Source organism: Pseudorhodoplanes sinuspersici, from assembly GCF_002119765.1.
GTDB classification, from domain to species: domain Bacteria; phylum Pseudomonadota; class Alphaproteobacteria; order Rhizobiales; family Xanthobacteraceae; genus Pseudorhodoplanes; species Pseudorhodoplanes sinuspersici.
Genome location: NZ_CP021112.1, coordinates 58,957 through 74,499 on the forward strand (window position 1 = coordinate 58,957; position 15,543 = coordinate 74,499).

Annotated in this window: 16 protein-coding genes; 2 read left to right on the forward strand and 14 right to left on the reverse strand. The window is 58.7% G+C overall.

All coding sequences use genetic code 11. The annotated features are described in order from the left end of the window. Positions 1–74: 74 nt before the first annotated feature. The 5 genes from CAK95_RS00295 to CAK95_RS00315 all read right to left on the reverse strand — a co-directional run bounded on the left by CAK95_RS00295 (position 75) and on the right by CAK95_RS00315 (position 5,178). Entirely contained in the window at positions 75–1,058 is a 984-nt protein-coding gene (locus CAK95_RS00295) for a Bug family tripartite tricarboxylate transporter substrate binding protein (protein WP_086086005.1), read from the reverse strand. Positions 1,059–1,096: 38 nt separating this feature from the next. Next, positions 1,097–2,374: a TRAP transporter large permease gene (locus CAK95_RS00300; RefSeq protein ID WP_086086006.1), complete on the reverse strand. Its 1,278-nt coding sequence runs from the start codon at positions 2,372–2,374 to the stop codon at positions 1,097–1,099. Further along, positions 2,371–2,886, reverse strand: coding sequence for a TRAP transporter small permease (locus tag CAK95_RS00305; RefSeq protein WP_086086007.1), 516 nt, complete (start codon positions 2,884–2,886; stop codon positions 2,371–2,373). The genes CAK95_RS00300 and CAK95_RS00305 overlap by 4 nt, the downstream gene beginning before the upstream one ends. A 13-nt stretch (positions 2,887–2,899) precedes the next feature. Next, entirely contained in the window at positions 2,900–3,901 is a 1,002-nt protein-coding gene (locus CAK95_RS00310) for a TRAP transporter substrate-binding protein (protein ID WP_086086008.1), read from the reverse strand. 71 nt (positions 3,902–3,972) lie between these two features. Then, positions 3,973–5,178, reverse strand: a complete 1,206-nt coding sequence (locus CAK95_RS00315) for an acyl-CoA dehydrogenase family protein (protein ID WP_157699476.1) — start codon at positions 5,176–5,178, stop codon at positions 3,973–3,975. 189 nt (positions 5,179–5,367) lie between these two features. Here CAK95_RS00315 and CAK95_RS00320 point away from each other — a divergent pair, with 189 nt between their 5' ends. After that, a complete protein-coding gene (locus CAK95_RS00320) occupies positions 5,368–5,901 on the forward strand; it encodes a MarR family winged helix-turn-helix transcriptional regulator (RefSeq protein WP_086086010.1) in 534 nt (177 codons plus the stop codon). Here CAK95_RS00320 and CAK95_RS00325 read toward each other — a convergent pair. The 8 genes from CAK95_RS00325 to CAK95_RS00360 all read right to left on the reverse strand — a co-directional run bounded on the left by CAK95_RS00325 (position 5,885) and on the right by CAK95_RS00360 (position 14,371). Then, entirely contained in the window at positions 5,885–6,865 is a 981-nt protein-coding gene (locus CAK95_RS00325) for an amidohydrolase family protein (RefSeq protein WP_086086011.1), read from the reverse strand. The genes CAK95_RS00320 and CAK95_RS00325 overlap by 17 nt on opposite strands. Before the next feature lie 148 nt (positions 6,866–7,013). After that, on the reverse strand, positions 7,014–8,657 hold the full coding sequence (locus CAK95_RS00330) for a CocE/NonD family hydrolase (RefSeq protein WP_157699477.1): 1,644 nt from the start codon (positions 8,655–8,657) through the stop codon (positions 7,014–7,016). 61 nt (positions 8,658–8,718) lie between these two features. After that, positions 8,719–9,738, reverse strand: coding sequence for a Bug family tripartite tricarboxylate transporter substrate binding protein (locus CAK95_RS00335; protein ID WP_086086013.1), 1,020 nt, complete (start codon positions 9,736–9,738; stop codon positions 8,719–8,721). 101 nt (positions 9,739–9,839) lie between these two features. Beyond that, entirely contained in the window at positions 9,840–11,111 is a 1,272-nt protein-coding gene (locus CAK95_RS00340) for an amino acid ABC transporter substrate-binding protein (protein WP_086086014.1), read from the reverse strand. A gap of 69 nt (positions 11,112–11,180) precedes the next feature. After that, positions 11,181–12,065, reverse strand: coding sequence for a VOC family protein (locus tag CAK95_RS00345; protein ID WP_086086015.1), 885 nt, complete (start codon positions 12,063–12,065; stop codon positions 11,181–11,183). Positions 12,066–12,078: 13 nt separating this feature from the next. Beyond that, a complete protein-coding gene (locus CAK95_RS00350) occupies positions 12,079–12,948 on the reverse strand; it encodes an NAD(P)-dependent oxidoreductase (RefSeq protein WP_086086016.1) in 870 nt (289 codons plus the stop codon). Between the two features lie 56 nt (positions 12,949–13,004). Continuing rightward, on the reverse strand, positions 13,005–13,373 hold the full coding sequence (locus CAK95_RS00355; protein ID WP_086086017.1) for a YciI family protein: 369 nt from the start codon (positions 13,371–13,373) through the stop codon (positions 13,005–13,007). 62 nt (positions 13,374–13,435) lie between these two features. Further along, positions 13,436–14,371: a fumarylacetoacetate hydrolase family protein gene (locus CAK95_RS00360; protein ID WP_086086018.1), complete on the reverse strand. Its 936-nt coding sequence runs from the start codon at positions 14,369–14,371 to the stop codon at positions 13,436–13,438. 125 nt (positions 14,372–14,496) lie between these two features. On the opposite strand from CAK95_RS00360, the gene CAK95_RS00365 reads away from it, so the two are divergent. Beyond that, positions 14,497–15,168: a TetR/AcrR family transcriptional regulator gene (locus CAK95_RS00365; protein ID WP_086086019.1), complete on the forward strand. Its 672-nt coding sequence runs from the start codon at positions 14,497–14,499 to the stop codon at positions 15,166–15,168. Between the two features lie 24 nt (positions 15,169–15,192). On the opposite strand, the gene CAK95_RS00370 is transcribed toward CAK95_RS00365, so the two are convergent. Continuing rightward, entirely contained in the window at positions 15,193–15,531 is a 339-nt protein-coding gene (locus CAK95_RS00370) for a Rieske (2Fe-2S) protein (protein WP_086086020.1), read from the reverse strand. Positions 15,532–15,543 lie beyond the last annotated feature (12 nt).

The window sequence follows — 15,543 nt, forward strand, 5'->3', positions numbered from 1 at the left end:
GACGGTTCGTCAAGACAGCGCGCCAGTGGGCAGGCGCGTGTTTATACGTTTACCAAGTTTGAACTGGCAGCGGCCTAGTCGGCCACGAAGCCGGACGCCTTCACGATCGGCCCCCATCGTTCGAGATCGGCACGAAGTGTCGCCGCAAATTCGGCGGGTGTTTGGTAGGCCGGTTCGTTTCCAAGCACGGCCAGCTTCTCGACAACGTCCGGTGCGCTGAAGGCCTGCTTCACCGCCTGATTGAGCTTGGCCACGATATCGACCGGCGTCTTGGACGGCACCAGTACGCCAAGCCAGGCCTCGATCACGACGTTGTATCCGGCCTCTTTCATCGTGGGCACATCCGGCAGGAATTTCGAGCGTTGCGGGCTGGTGACCGCCAGCACGCGGACTGAGCCAGCCTTTGCAAAGGGCAAGGTCTCGCCGACCGGATTGATGCTGGACGAGACATGGCCGCCGATCAGGTCCTGCAAGGCCGGCGCGCCGCCTTTGTAATGGACCGGCGTCATCGGCACCTTGGAGTCCTGCGACAACATCAGGCCGGTGAAATGCGGCGTGCCTCCCGCCGCCGTCGTGGCATAGGTCGCCCTGTCCGGGTTCGCCTTGGCCCAGTTCACGAAATCGGACAGCGTCTTGATGTCGGCAGGCACCGCCGGACCGACACTGAAAGCCAATGTGGATTTGGCAGCGGGCGCAACGGCCGTGAAATCCTTCACCGGATCGTAATTGAGCGAGCGGAAGCTGAAGGGATAGACGGTCATCGGAAAGTCCGGCGTGAACAGCAGCACGCTCCCATCGGCTTCGGCATTCTTCACAAATTCGATGGCAATGCGTGTCGCTGCACCCGTTCTATTCTCGACGATGCTCGAGGCCGCGTACCCGTCTTTCAGCTTCTCGGAAAGAAGGCGCGCCAGCACATCGGTGCCCCCTCCCGCTGGAAATCCGACAATGATGCGGACATTCTTTGCAGCATTCTGCGCCTGCACCACCCCGAAAGCGCCACTTGCAACGGCTATTCCAGCAGCCGCATTTCGCATCAAGGCTCGGCGTGTCAGCATGGCGAGATCCTCCGTTGTGACGATTGTCGGTCGAACGATCAGTTCAGCAGCACCCAGACGCCCGCCAGTGAGATCGCCGGCACATAAGTGATCAACGCCAGTGCGACGAGGTAAAGAATGACGAAGGGAATGATGCCCCGATAGATCGTGTTCAGGCTGATCCCCAAAACCGACTGGGCGACGAAGATGTTGATCCCGAACGGCGGATGGAACAACCCGATCGCCAGATTGACCATCACGACGATGCCGAAATGCACCGTATCAATACCCAGCGCCTTCACCACCGGAATCAGCAGCGGCGTCAGCAGCAGGATCGACGAGAGGGGATCGAGGAAGCAGCCAACCACCAGCAGCAACACATTGACGACCAGGAGGAACGACCAAGCCGACACTTCGAAATGCTGGATCCAGGCCACGAGCGCGGCCGGCACCTGATTGACGGTCAGCAGCCAGGAGAAGACGCCGGCGCATGACACAATGATCAGGATCTGCGCGGTGAAGCGCACCGTGGCCGCGGCGGCTTCGAGGATATCCCGCCACGACAGTTCTCGAAAAACGACAAGCGTGACGAAAACAGCGTAAACACAAGCAACGGCCGCGGCCTCTGTCGGCGAGAAAACACCACCATAGATGCCGCCGAGGATGATGGCCGGTGCGCCGAGCGCCCATAATCCGCGCATCGTCGAATGGATGAAACGGCCGACATTGAACGGCGCACCGGCGCCGAAATTGCCGGACCAGGCACGCCAGATCACATAACCGGCAATCAGCAGAGCGATCAGCAATCCCGGCAGGATGCCCGCCGCGTAAAGGCGCGGCACGGATTCCTGCGCCGCCGCGCCATAGACGATCATCGGAATGCTGGGCGGAATGATGATGTCGATCGCACCGACCGCGGTGATAAGGCCCGCCGCGAACGGCTTCGGATAACCAGCCCGCACCATCGACGGATACATCACCTTGCCGATGGTCGCGACCGCCGCGGCGCTGACACCGGATATGGCACCGAAGATCGTTGCCGTTCCGACTGTGGTGACGCCAAGGCTGCCGCGCACCGAACCGACACCGCCCTGCACGAAATCGACCAGACGCTGCGCGACGCTACCCCGCCCCATCAACTCGCCGGCATAGATGAAATAGGGGATCGCCAGCAGCGCATAGGCATTGACCGACCCGAACAGGTTCTGATGCAGGGCCGCCAGCGGGATATGCATATAAAAGACCAGTGCCACCGTGACCGCGGTCAGCAGCACCAGAAAGATCGGAAAACCGACCAGCAGGAGAACAAGCGGCAGAAGGCCGAGAGCAAAACTCATTGCGGCGTCTCCTCCTGAACGCGAGCGGGCAACGGTGCGCCCATCACCCTTTTGATCCCGCGCAGGACGACGAGCAGCGCCATGCTGCCAAACCCGATGGTGATCGCGCTATGCGGGATCCAGGTCGGGATGCGGGCGATGTCGCTCAATGCGCCAAGGGAATGGATGCGTTCGACGTAAAGAAATGACTGCCACGCGACGAAGGCGGTGACGGCAAACATCACCAGCGTCTCGATGACCGCTTCGGCCTTCTGCACCCACACTGGGCAGGCACTCAACAGCACGTCCATCCGCAGGTGTTCGCCGCGCCACGTGACGATCGCCGCACCGAGGAAGGCAATCCAGATCAGGATATAGATCTCGACTTCATCGACGCCGTTCATGGTGAAGCCGGCGACGTAGCGGCCGACCACATTGATGAAATTCAGCGAGATACCGAGAATGAGCGCCAGCGCAAGGACGCGCTCGACCGTAAAGGTGAGCGCGTCAACCAGCTTGTCGACGGATGTCATTCGGGTCGCTTTATCAGTTGTTCAAACGCTGGGCGGCCGCCGACAACACGTCGAAATCGGCCTTGATTGCAGCATTCGCACTCAGCAAGCCCGGCAACACCGACTTGACCTGATCGAGATAGGCTTTGCTCTCTCCGTCAGACAACACGATGTTTTCGCCGCCATTCTTCTTCCAGACATCGACGGTGCGGGCGACATCCTCGATCGCGAATTTCCCGACCTTCTGCTGCGCCTTGAAGGCTTCTTCACGGACCATCGGCTCAAGTTCCGGTCCAAGCGATTTCAGGAAGTTCTTGTTGGCCATGACAGGCGCTATCAGGAACGAGCCCGGCAAGGACGTCAGCCCCTTGGCGAGATCGTAATATTTGAATGCGGTGAATACAGTCGCGCTGGCGATCAGTCCGTCGATGGTGCGGTTCTGCATCGCCGACAGGACTTCGCCGAGCGGCATCGACACCGGCGCAGCCCCGAGTTTCCTGAACGGCTCGATCTGCAGGGGCGCCGCTCCCGGCACGCGGATTTTCTGACCCTTGAAGTCGGCGACGGCACGGATCGGCTTATGCGACAGCAGCATCAGCGGGCCATGCGGCAGGATCGCAATCGGTTCGACGCCCTTGGTGCCGCCGAGGGTCGAAAGCTGTTTGCGCACCTCGGGATCTGCGAACACGCGTTGCGCATGCGCCATGTCCGTAAACAGACCCGGCGCATCGAAGACCTGGAATCGCGGCTCAAGCCCAATGAAGAAGCCGCTGGCCGGCACCACCGCTTCGATTGTCCCCATCGCGGTCCCCTCGACCGTCGCCGGGATCTGACCCAGCTGGCTGGCGGGATAGAACTCCACCTTGATGCGGCCCTTGGAGCGTGCCTCGACGCCAGCCTTGAACTCCTTCGCCCATTCCTGCGACAGGTCGTTCACCGTCGGCGACGAGATCTTCATCGTGAATGTCTGTGCCTGCGCGACTGTCGTCAACAGGCACACTGCAGCGCTCAACGCCAGAATACGAAGCCGTGTCATATTTCCTCCCTTTATATCGCGCTCCGGCGTGTATCGCCGTTATTCTGTTGATGCCAAATTGTCAGAGCCGATCAGTATTGCCCCTTAGGTTCGAGACCGAAGACATGTTGTCCGTACATCGCGCTGACCGAATCCCAGTTCAGGCTGATATGCGAGCTTGCGGCATGGATATCGCGCCAAAAGCGCTGCACCGGATGATGCATGCCGAGCGCACTGCCGCCCATCGCAAGAAAAACTGCATCCACGGCCTGCACCAGGAGTTTGGTCGCGAAAGTGTGCGTTAAACGATTGCGCATGCGCATATCGACGTCGACACTTTTGCCGCTATCGACAATCTCGCGTGTTTCACGAAGATCGCGATGGATCATCAGTTGCGCAGCATCGATGGAAGCGGTGGCTTCGGCAACGCGCATCTGCACCGTGGCGAATTCGGACATGCGATTGTTGCCGCCGGCGACCGCGCCGCGGGTCGTGCGGTTTCCCACTTGCTCGATAAACGCCTTGACCGCACCGCGTGCCATGCCGAGCGCCGGCGAGACAAGGCATTGCGGCACAACGGCAAGCATCGGCTGCTTGTAGATGGGATTGGTGTTGAAGGCCGTGCCCGGCCCGCGCCCGGTAAGCATGTCGCCAAAGGTGACGATGCGATAGGCCGGCACATAGGCTTCGGAAATCACGATGGTTTTGCTGCCGGTGCCGGCCAGCCCCATCGGATTCCAGTCGTCATGAATTGAATAGTCGGAGCTCGGTACGAGGAAAAATCCCGGCTTGGCGCCGTCCCCTGTGGGGATCATGCCGCCCAGGATTCCCCATGTCGCATTGTCGACGCCGCTGGCGAAACTCCAGCGCCCGCTCAACCTGAAGCCATCACCGTCCGGCGTGGCTTTGCCAGCCGGCGCATAGGACACAGCGGCAACAGTGTCGAACGTATCGCGCCAGAAATCCTGCTGCGCCTGATCGGGATAGCAGGCCACCATCCACGGATGCACGGCGCCAAGGCTGTAGACCCAGCCCGTCGAACCGTCGCCGCTGGCAATGACCGAGACAGCTTCGACGAAGACGTCATAGCCATATTCGAAACCGCCATAACGGCGCGGCTGCATGATGCGAAACAGCTCGGCCTGTCGCATCCTGTCGACGAGATCGGCGGAAACCTGACGGGCCGTCTCGGTTTCAACGGCGCGCTCGCGCGCAATGACGGATATCTCTTCCGCTCGCCGCAACAACTCGGCAACGCTCGGAATGTCCGCACCTTTCGCTGTGGCAGCAAGCGCCATGCCCATCTCCCTGGATTTTTATTATTGAGCGAAGCCTATTGAAGGCGGACGACACCTGCAAGCATTAATTTGCATTTGCAAGTATTTTTGATCCCCGGAATGTTGCGTCGCAAAATTGCAAGCTTCCAGGAAATTTTCTTGCGCTTCAAAGGGTTCACATCTATTTCGGGATGAACATCCGGCATCATCATGTCTCGCAAGCTGAACCTTCAAGACTTCCTGCCCTATCTCCTGAACCGCGCTGGTCTTCGGATCGGCGTGATGTTTTCGCGCGACATCGAAGACTACGGCGTTACATTGCCGATGTGGCGCGTGCTGCTCGAACTTTGGCATCGCGGCGATAACCGGCTCGGCGAATTGTCCGAACGCACCAGCATCGATCTTTCAACGCTGTCACGCCTGCTCGTCGCCATGCAGCGGAAAAAATTGATTGTACGGCGACGATCGGGACTCGATGGCCGGGCGCTCAGTGTGACGCTGACGCAACGTGGCCTCGAGTTGGCCGAGTCGATCTCGCCCTATGCCATCCGCTACGAAGACATTGCGATGAAGGGCCTGAGCGATAGCGATGTCAGAACGCTCAAGGAACTTCTGAAAATCGTTTATCAAAATCTGGAAACCGCCGATCGCGAAGTGCTGCGGCAGCAGAACAGCGAGCGGCCGCGCGACAAGCCACGCGCGGCCAAAACTCCCGCAAAGCGACGCGTCAAAGCTTCAGCTTGAACAGCTTCTCGGTATTGGTGCGGCCGATCTTGATCCGGTCAGCCTCGCTGATGGTCGCGACGTCAAACCAGTCAGCGGCGTGATCGATATTCTCGAACGGCCAGTCGGTCGAGAACAGAATGCGGTCGGCGCCGATTTCGAGAATCGCATCGATCAGCGTCTGGGTGCGGAAATTGCCCGATGTCGTCAGCCAGAAATTGTTCTGGAAATACTCGCCGAGTTTCTTCTTGGCCGGATACCGCGGCGGTTCCTTGACCCAGCCGTTGCGATTGTCGACACGCCACATGCTGTAGGGCAGACCTTCGCCCATGTGGCCGAGCACGATCTTCAGGTTCGGATGCTGGTCAAACAGCCCCGATGCCATCAGCCGCAAAGAATGAACCGCTGTCTCCTGCCCAAACGCCCAGGTCGGGCCGAGCAGCCAGGGATGCCCGTCATAGATTTTTGCATCCGCCGGCAGCGGATTGCGCGGATGCAGATAGAACGGCACATCCAGCTTTTCGTTTTCCGCCCAGAACGGCCAATATTGCTTGAGATCGTAATAGACCGCGACATTCGGATCGTTGATCTGCGAGAAACCGTTGACCAGCGAACCGACGAAGCCGAGATCCCGCACGCAACGCTGCAGCTCACGAATGGCCATATCCGGATCCTGCATTGGCAACGCCGCAAGGCCCTGGAAGCGATCCGGCCGCTTCGCCACCTGCTCGGCCAGCCAGTCATTGGCCTTTATCGCAAGATCGTTGGCTTTCTTCGGATCGGGAATGGCCTGCACCGCCGGCGCATTCAGGGACAACAGCATCATTTCGATGCCATGGGCGTCCATCAGCTTCAGGCGCTTCTCGTGAATATCGAGCAGACGTACGCTCAATTCATTCCAAACCGATTCTGCCAGGAATCCCGCCGAATCCTGCAAAGTGTCCGGAATCGCGAAATGCTCCTCGAGCGCAATTTTGCCTTTCACGGCTCTTCCTCCCTGATCATCCGATAGACACGGGTTTACGTCTTTCCCAGCGTCCTAAGGCATTTTATTTTCATATGCAAATATTTTGCAGCGCGGCAAAAATGTCGCCGGTTGGAGTTCGGGCGATGTGCCTAGACTGAGTGATGCGTCAATCCGCACATGTCACAATCGGCAGCATGACGTGCGAAGGGTGTTGCGCGTCATGGTGGATCGTGTCTCGGCCCACTTTGTTCGGCGTATATTCGTGCTGGAACACGAATTCGGTGAGTTGGGAATCACCATTGGCGATCTCGACGCGAATTCTGCTGCCCTTCTTGAGGCGATAGGCCGTCGGCATCACCGCGATTTCGTAATGATAGACCTTGCCTGGCTCGATTGGTTCCGGCGCGAGGTGCAGATACCAGGGCGCGTAAGGCAACGACCTCTCCCGGTCGATCATGCGATGCGAGGCGCGCAGCCAGCCCTTGGTCACGACGCGGTTGCGCGGCTGGGCTGAAGGATCTGCGCCTTTGTCGCGCGGATATTGTTCTGAAATCTTGACGATGAAATCTGTATCGGTGTTGCTCGACGATGCATAAAGGTTCAGCTGGATCGGCCCCGCGATCTCGACATCCTGCGCAAGTTCGTCCGACGTGAATGTCAGCACATGGCCAACCGGATCGGGACGGCCATTGCGATCGAACCCGACGACGCCCGCACGCCATTGTGGATTGGGATAATCATAGGATGTCTCGCCTTCGCCTGGTTTCTCCTCACTCAGGGCGCCATCGTTGAGCGAGGAGACAGAGCCCGTCGGCCCCGCACGGAGATAGAACGGCTTGTATGAAATCTCCTTCGGCGGCCAAGTTTCGGCTGTGCGGAATGTCTCCGCGCCGGCGACGAAATATCGAACCGGAGGTTCGCTCGGATAGGAAGTCTCAAGACCTTTCAGATAATGATCGTAGAACGGCCGCAGATAGGTTTCGTGGAACGCTTCGCTGGAGAAATCAGCGACAGCGGCAAACAGGCTCGACGAGCCGAACACCAGAAGTTTCTTTGGCGACTTCGTGCGCTGGAAGCCGACAATGTTGCCATTAAGGTGGAGATCGACCTTCGACCACACGCCAATGGAAAACACCGGCACTTCGATCTTGTCGAGATTTTCAGCCGCGGCGCGCGATTTCCAGAAATCGTCATAGGTGGAATGCGCCTTCACCGCGCCGACATAGTCCCATTCCAGTAGGCGCGATGGGCCGCTCGCCGGGTATTGATTGATGCAACGCGTTGTCGAGTTGTACCACGTCGAAGGAAAAGCGCCGGGAATGCCGCCGGTATAGGCCGACGACCGATAGGTATCGACATTGCCATCATAGGGCGCGATGCAGGCGAGGCCCGGTGGGTTCTGGATGCCCATGAACCATTGCATGCGGGCATAATAGGACTGGCCGATGCCGCCGACCTTTCCGTTTGACCAGTCCTGCCGCGTGATCCATTCGATGACATCGTAGAGATCGCGCTGCTCCGCCTCGCACATGTAGCGATAGTCGCCTTCGGAACGACCGGTGCCCCGCACATCGAGATGGACGAAAGCGTAGCCGTGCTTCAGGTAATAATCGATCGGGCCGGTTTCACGCCAAAGAAAGATCGGCATCGCCGGCGCCGCGTTGTTGTCGAAACGATAAGGCGATGCCGCAAACAGGGTCGGGTATCTGCCCTCGTCTTCGGGCAGATACACGGCGGCTGCCAACTTGATCCCGTCGCGTGCTGTGATGGTCGCAATAAAGCTCGGCTTGAGATGGCTCACGTCAGTCATTCCCCAATCCATTTCCAGCACGCCGTAGCAGTCGACGTTATTCCCTTTGAATGTACAGACGTCACTGCACCTTTCGCCCAGAGGCTTTCGAAACCTGCTCGGCGGCCTTGCGATCTTTTTTCAGGAATTCGCCGAAATCCGAAGGCGAGGACATCGCTGGGTCCAACCCTTTGGCGATCAGTTGCTTTTGTACGAAATCCTGATCCTTGAAAGCAGTCGCAATGGCGTCATTCAGCGTCTTGATGACCTGCGGAGGGGTTTTTGCCGGCGCGACGAGACCGAAATAACTGCGGGTGATATCGCCGGTATAGCCCGTCTCACTGACCGTCGGAACATTGGGGATGAGCGGGGATCGCCTGTCGCCGTCCATCACCAGGGCGGTCGCTTTTCCGGATTCAATAAACGAGATCACATTGCCGAGGCCAAGGAAGACGATCGGGACACTTCCCGACAAAAAGTTGGCCATCGCATCACCACCGCCTTTGAAGGGAATCCAGACGAGGTCCGCGTTGTTCTTTTTCTTGAACTCCTCGACAAACAGCGTCTGCGACAGCCCGGGCGACGAATAGCTCAGCGTTCCCGGCTTCTGCTTCGACAAAACCGCGAGTTCGGCGAGATCCTTGGCGCCGAGCGAAGAGTTGATCGCCAGCACCTGGGTGATGAAAAACAGGTTGGTGATCGGCGCGAAACCATTCACCGGATCGTAGCCGATGTCCTTGTACAGGAACTGATTATACGTCAGCGGCTCGCCCGGCAGCAGGCAGATCGTGTAGCCATCCGGCGGCGACTCCGCGCAAGCGCGCGCTGCAATGTTGAAGGCGCCGCCGGGCTTGTTCTCGATGATGATCGGCTGCTTGAGGCTGTCACTCAGCTTCTCGCCCAACGCCCGCATGAACAGATCGCCGACACCGCCGGGGCCAACGGCAACGATGACACGGATCGGGCGGGTCGGATAATCGGCCCCTTGCGCGCTCACAATCGCGGACGTCGCCAGCAGGATCGCGGCCGTGAAAACGCCGAAGAGCACATGCATGCGCGCGCACGACATCATAGACGACAAAAGCCCTCGCCGCAGAGCCATGACTTCCTCCGAATTTTATTGCTGTGGGATGGGAAGGCGCCCCGCATTGATCGCGGTTGCAGCGCCTTCCCTCTGAAGCATATTACGCCAGGCCGCCGCCCTTACTTCTTCTCGGCGGAATAGGGATAGATCATCGTTCCGGTCTTGTATTTTTCAGGCCATAAAATTGGTTGCTTGGAGCCGTCGCGGAACTGCGTGACGTCGTTGGGCTGCACATCCTGGAACTGGGTGAACACCGTTCGCGGCTCAGACCATTCGCCGTCTTTGCCGAACGAGATTTCGCCGGCCACGGTCTGGAACTTGTTGGCATGGATGTATTTGGCGATCTTGTCGTGATCGAGCCCTTTGGTCTCGGTCACAGCCTTCGCCAGGATCTGCCCGGCCGCATAACCGAACGGCGCGAACCCGATACCATAAGGATCGATCTGCTGACCCTTGGCCTTGTCGCGATACTTCGCCAGCATCTCCTGCAGGCCCGGGAAGTTGAAGGTCGGCGCCTGCACGAAACTTTCCATGATGACGAGATTGTTCGTCAGCGGTCCAAGCTGCACTTTCAGCGGTGTCGCCAGAAGGCCGATCATGGTGCCCCCGAACATTTTCGGCTTCAGTCCCACCTCATGCGCCGAGCGGACAATACCGACCGTGTCCGGCGGATAGGCCGCCACGAACACGATATCGGCATTCGCGGCCTGCACCGCGCGCACAACCGGCGCGAAGTCCGTGGTCGTCGGCGGATAGCTGCGGTCATAGATGATCTTGAGTCCGAGCTTCTTCGCATTCTCCTTTGCGCCATCGGCTGCCGTGCGGGCGAATTCCGCATCTGCAGCGATCATTGCAACGGTCGTGGGCTTCGGATTTTGCGCCGCTGCCAGTTCGAAGAAACCGCGCGAGAAGGCCGCGACCCCCTCGGAACTGATCGGCACCATCGAGAAGTAACGGTCGTAATTGAAGTGCCGATTCACGCCGATCGCCAGCAGCGAGATTGTCGTCTTGTTGGCCTGCATGATGATCGGCATCGCTGGCGCCGTCATATTGGTGGCATAGGGTCCAAGCAGCAGGTCGACTTTGTCGACCGACATCAGCTTGGTGTAGATCGCCGGTACGTTGGCGGGCGTGCTTTGATCGTCATAATACACGAGCTCGACCGGCCGGCCGAGCAGACCGCCGGCCGCATTCACATCGTCTCGCCAGATCTCGAGCGACGTGAGAAGCTGACGCCCGTTCGGCGCGACCGCGCCAGTAAGCGACATGCTAAAACCAATCTTGATCGGATCCTTGCTTTGCGCGTGGACCGTTACGGACCACGCGATCGACAACATAACAGCAAGTGATGCGACACAACACATCACTGCCTTTTGCAGCATCCTGGACATTTCGTTTTCTCCCCTAGTTTGTACTTTTCGTACTTATTCTAACGGTGCGCCTCACGTCGGCGCCGGCACTTACTCCATCATTTCATCCGGCGGCATCGGACCCCACAGGTTGGCGGCTTCCGGCGTCTTCGGCCATGTCTTCGGACGCTGCGGATTATCGCGGTGCCAGGGGCGCGGTTCGAAATAACCAAACTCCTCATTCATCTGATCGAGCTCGGCGAACAGCTCGGTGATCATTCCGTTCGGGCTGCGATGATAGGAGAACAGGTTGTGGCCGATGCCATGACGCCCTGGCCCCCAGAGCGTGCGGTAACCATTCCTGCTCAGCCAATCGAGCGCCGTCTGCATGTGGCCCCAATCGCGCAATTCGAAGGCCGTATGGAAATGCTTGTTGGTACCGGTCTCGACAAGGTTGATGGTGTGGTGGTCCTTTCCGCAACGCAGGAACGAGAAATAGTCGCCCATCCAGTCCGACACGCGAAAGCCGAGCACATCGCAATAGAAGCGGGTGATCGCCTTCACGTCCGCGACATGGAATGCGATATGGCCGAGCTTGTGCGGCACCACGCCCTGGCTCCGGAATGGCTGGTGAAGCGGCTCTGGCCGCTTGAACACCTCCATCACCGTGCCTTTCAGATCCTCAAAGGAGACCATATCGTCGATGGTCGGCTCGGCATCCTTCTTGCGCGTCACGCGGATGCCATGCGCCGCAGTCTGCTTTTCAAAAGCATCGAGGTCATCATCAGCTCCCAACTGAAAGCCGATGCGCGTGCAGCGCGGATGCGAACCGTGCCTCAGGATCACCGAATGGTGCTCGATCGTGCTGGCCAGATAGACCGCATCTCTTTCGCGCGCGATCAACGAAAGACCGAGAATGTCGGTGTAATACTCGATCTGCCGTTCGAGGTCCGGCGTCTCGTAGCTCGCGTGGGAAATCTTCTTCACTCCGATCATGGAGGACTCCTTTTCAGTTTTTACGGGTGGTTTCGAAATATTCGAGCATGGCCGACACATCGCGCTCGCCGATATTCGGCACAGCGCGATCGAAGACGCCGATCAGGCAGTCGAGCAGATCGGTCGCGACGCCGGCGTCGGTGGCGAGATCCTTGGCCGTATCGAGATAATGCGCGAGCCCGGCGGCCGAACCCTGCTGCGGCAGAAAGCGCCGTTCGGCCATCCAGGGGGCGCGAATGCCGAACTGCAGAGAGCCGCCGCTTCCGGTCGCGACAGCCTTGATCAACAGATCCTTGTCAACGCCGGTCTTCAAGCCCAAAGCCATCGCCTGCGCTGTCCCCGCGATATGCAAAGCCACAAGAAAATTGTTGACCAGCTTGACCTTGGTGGCCGCGCCGAAATCCCCGAGATGCATGCACAATTCAGCAAAGGACGAGACGACCGGTTCGATTTTCCTTACGGCTTCGGCAGGTCCGCCAAGATAGATCACGGCTTTGCGCGCCGTTACCATGCCTGGTGTGCCGCTGACTTCGCCGTCGAGGAAGGTCACGCCTTTTTCGGCAAACGGCGCAACATATTGCTGTTTCACCGATACAGGGTGAGAGCCAAATTCAACTACGATTTGTCCCGGCCGCGCGGATTTCAAAAGCCCCTCTGACCCACGCACCACCTCTTCCAGTGCTTCGTCGTTGGGAAGACAGGTGAACACGATATCGGCCTGCTGCCCGACATCCGCAGGCGATTGCGCCGCAATGCCGCCCAGTTTTTCGAAATCGGCGAGCGAACTGCGCCGATAGCCGATCACTGTGTAACCGCTTTTGATCAGATGTTCGCAGATCGGCAGGCCGATCTTGCCTATCCCGATGAAGCCGATCTTCCGCATGTATTATTCCTCCCCATGATGTGTTTTTCTTTTTTTAATTCGCGATCGTTGTCGCGTCAGGAAATCCTGGCCGTCTGATCGGAAAAGTTCACCGTCACGCTCAGCGAGCCTTCCATCACGATCCATGGCTGCAGCGTGAAAGTACGGATGCCGTTGACAACGAACGGATCGCGCATCGCAAGCTCTCGCGCTTCGGCTTCACTGGCAGCACGCACGATCGTCATGCCGTCGCCTCTTGTACTGTCGCCGAGCGGTCCGGATGCAAACAGCTTTCCCTGACGCTCGAGATCAACCATGTATTGCAGGTGCTCGGCGAGATACGGCTTCAGGTCGAGACCCTTTCCTTGAGAAAAGATCACGAACAGCTTGAGCTTCAGCATGCCTTTCGTAAGTTCTGCGATCTTGAGTTCTGTGGCGGACGGCATCACGCAACTCCTACATTTTGGCCTTCACGCGCATTTGGACTTCAGGCGCGACCTTTTCACCCTCACGTGGCGGTATCAGCAACCATCCGGTTGACCAGCGTACCGAGCCCATCGATTTCAATTTTCACTTCGTCGCCGGCTTTGAGAAATTCACCGCGCGGCAGCCCGACGCCTGCTGGCGTGCCCGTGGCAATGATGTCACCCGGCTGCAAGGTCACGTGCCGGCTGAGATAGGCAATCTGCTCAGCGGTGTTGTGCACCATCTTGCCGGTGTTGGAATCCTGTTTCAGAACGCCATTGACCCAAAGCTTGATGCCGAGGTTGTTGGGATCCTTCACATAGGCTGCCGGCGTCAGCCACGGTCCCATCGGCGCACCATCCTCGAAACACTTCTGACCGATCCAGTCGTAAATAAACGGCGAGTTCTCCCGCTTCATCAGATCGCGGGCCGATAGGTCGTTGACGATCAGGTAACCGGCAACGGCGCTCAGGGCGTCTTCTTCCGAAATGTTTCTTGTCGGCCGGGCGATAACGGCGCCCAGTTCGGCCTCCCAATCGATCTGCCTGGAGAAATTCGGCAAACGCGCCGGCGCACCATCGCCGATGATCGAGCCGGCGGTCGTTTTCATGAAGAACCAGGGCTCCGGCGCCTTGGTCATCGATGGCGCCTTGCCGGTCGTGCGCTTGGCGATCTCAGACATCTCTTCGAGATGATCCCAATAATTCGCCCCGGCGCAGAAGAGAGCACCCGGATACAAAACCGGCGCCAGCAACTTTAGCTCGGAGAGATGCCTGCTCTTGTCCGCAAATGCATTGACCTCAACGGCACGTGCGAGATGCTGATGCGCTTCATCCCACGAGCGCAGCACGTCCATGACGGTCTTGAAGTTATGACCGAGAACATCCGGCAGGGCGAGGACGCGCCCTCTGGCCAGAATGCCCCCCTGCGGCCTGCCTTGAGCGTCAGCATAGCTGACAAGCCGGTAACCGGCTTCCATGCGCAACCTCCCAGAACGTCTTTTTGTTGTTTGGTACTGTACTGTACGTTACAGTAGGTTTGTTGCCTGATGCAATCGTAAAGTTTTGGGACTAGATCTATCCGACGTTTGATTTGGTAAACCGCATGTCTATTCAGAATACGAAGCCATCCGGGCCGGCGCGCCGCCCGCGTGGCTCTACCCCTGGACCCGGCCGGCCGGAATCGGTCGATCAGCGCCGCGAACGCATTGTCCGCGCAGCCGCGCCGCTCTTTCTTAAAAAAGGCTATGACAACGTCACGATCGACGACATCATCGGTGTCGTCGGCGGGTCAAAGGCGACGATCTACGCCTGGTTTGGCGGCAAGGAAGGCTTGTTTGAAGCGGTCGTCCGCCAGAAATGTGAGGACGTGACACTTGCGATCGATATCGACCCCCAAGGCAGTCTCGAAGAGCAATTAACGACGATCGGTCATTCCTTTCTGGCCACCGTGCTCAGCCCGCCCATTCTGGAATTTCACAGATTGATGGTTTCGATCGGACGCACGTTCCCAGACGCTGGCCGCCTGTTCTTTCAGACAGGTCCCGCATCAGCCTACAAGCTCGTCGCGTCCTGGATCGAGAAACAGCAGCAGGATGGACAGATCGAGAAGGAAGACCCGTACCGGCTTGCCGTGCTGTTTCTCGATATGCTGATCGGAGAGCATCAGCTCGGCTGGCTGACCAGCATGCCGCGCGCTGCGAAGCGCGACAAGATCGACGAGACCGTGCGGATCGCGGTGAAGGTATTCCTGCGCGGCTGCGCACCGCCACGTTAATCAGAGAAGCGCACGCGACACAGATCACTGACGATCTTTAACGCTCGCGCGGGCGAGACCGATCCAGACGTCGCTCCCCACAACACGGACGGGATAAATCTGAAGCGCGCGGAAAGACCATCCCGGCGACACCGCGCCGCTGTCCAGATCAAACCAGGCCAGATGACGCGGGCAATGGAGTTTAGCGCCCGAACAGCGGCCTTGCGCGAGATCGGCTCCCTCATGCGGGCAGGCGCGTTCGGCGGCAAAGAAGCGATCATCATCACGGACAATGACGAGATGCTGCCCTTCTACCGTCACGCCGATAATCTGCCGGTTCTCGAATGCCTCAAGACGACAGGCATGAACCCAATGTGCCGGCATTCGTGACGGACT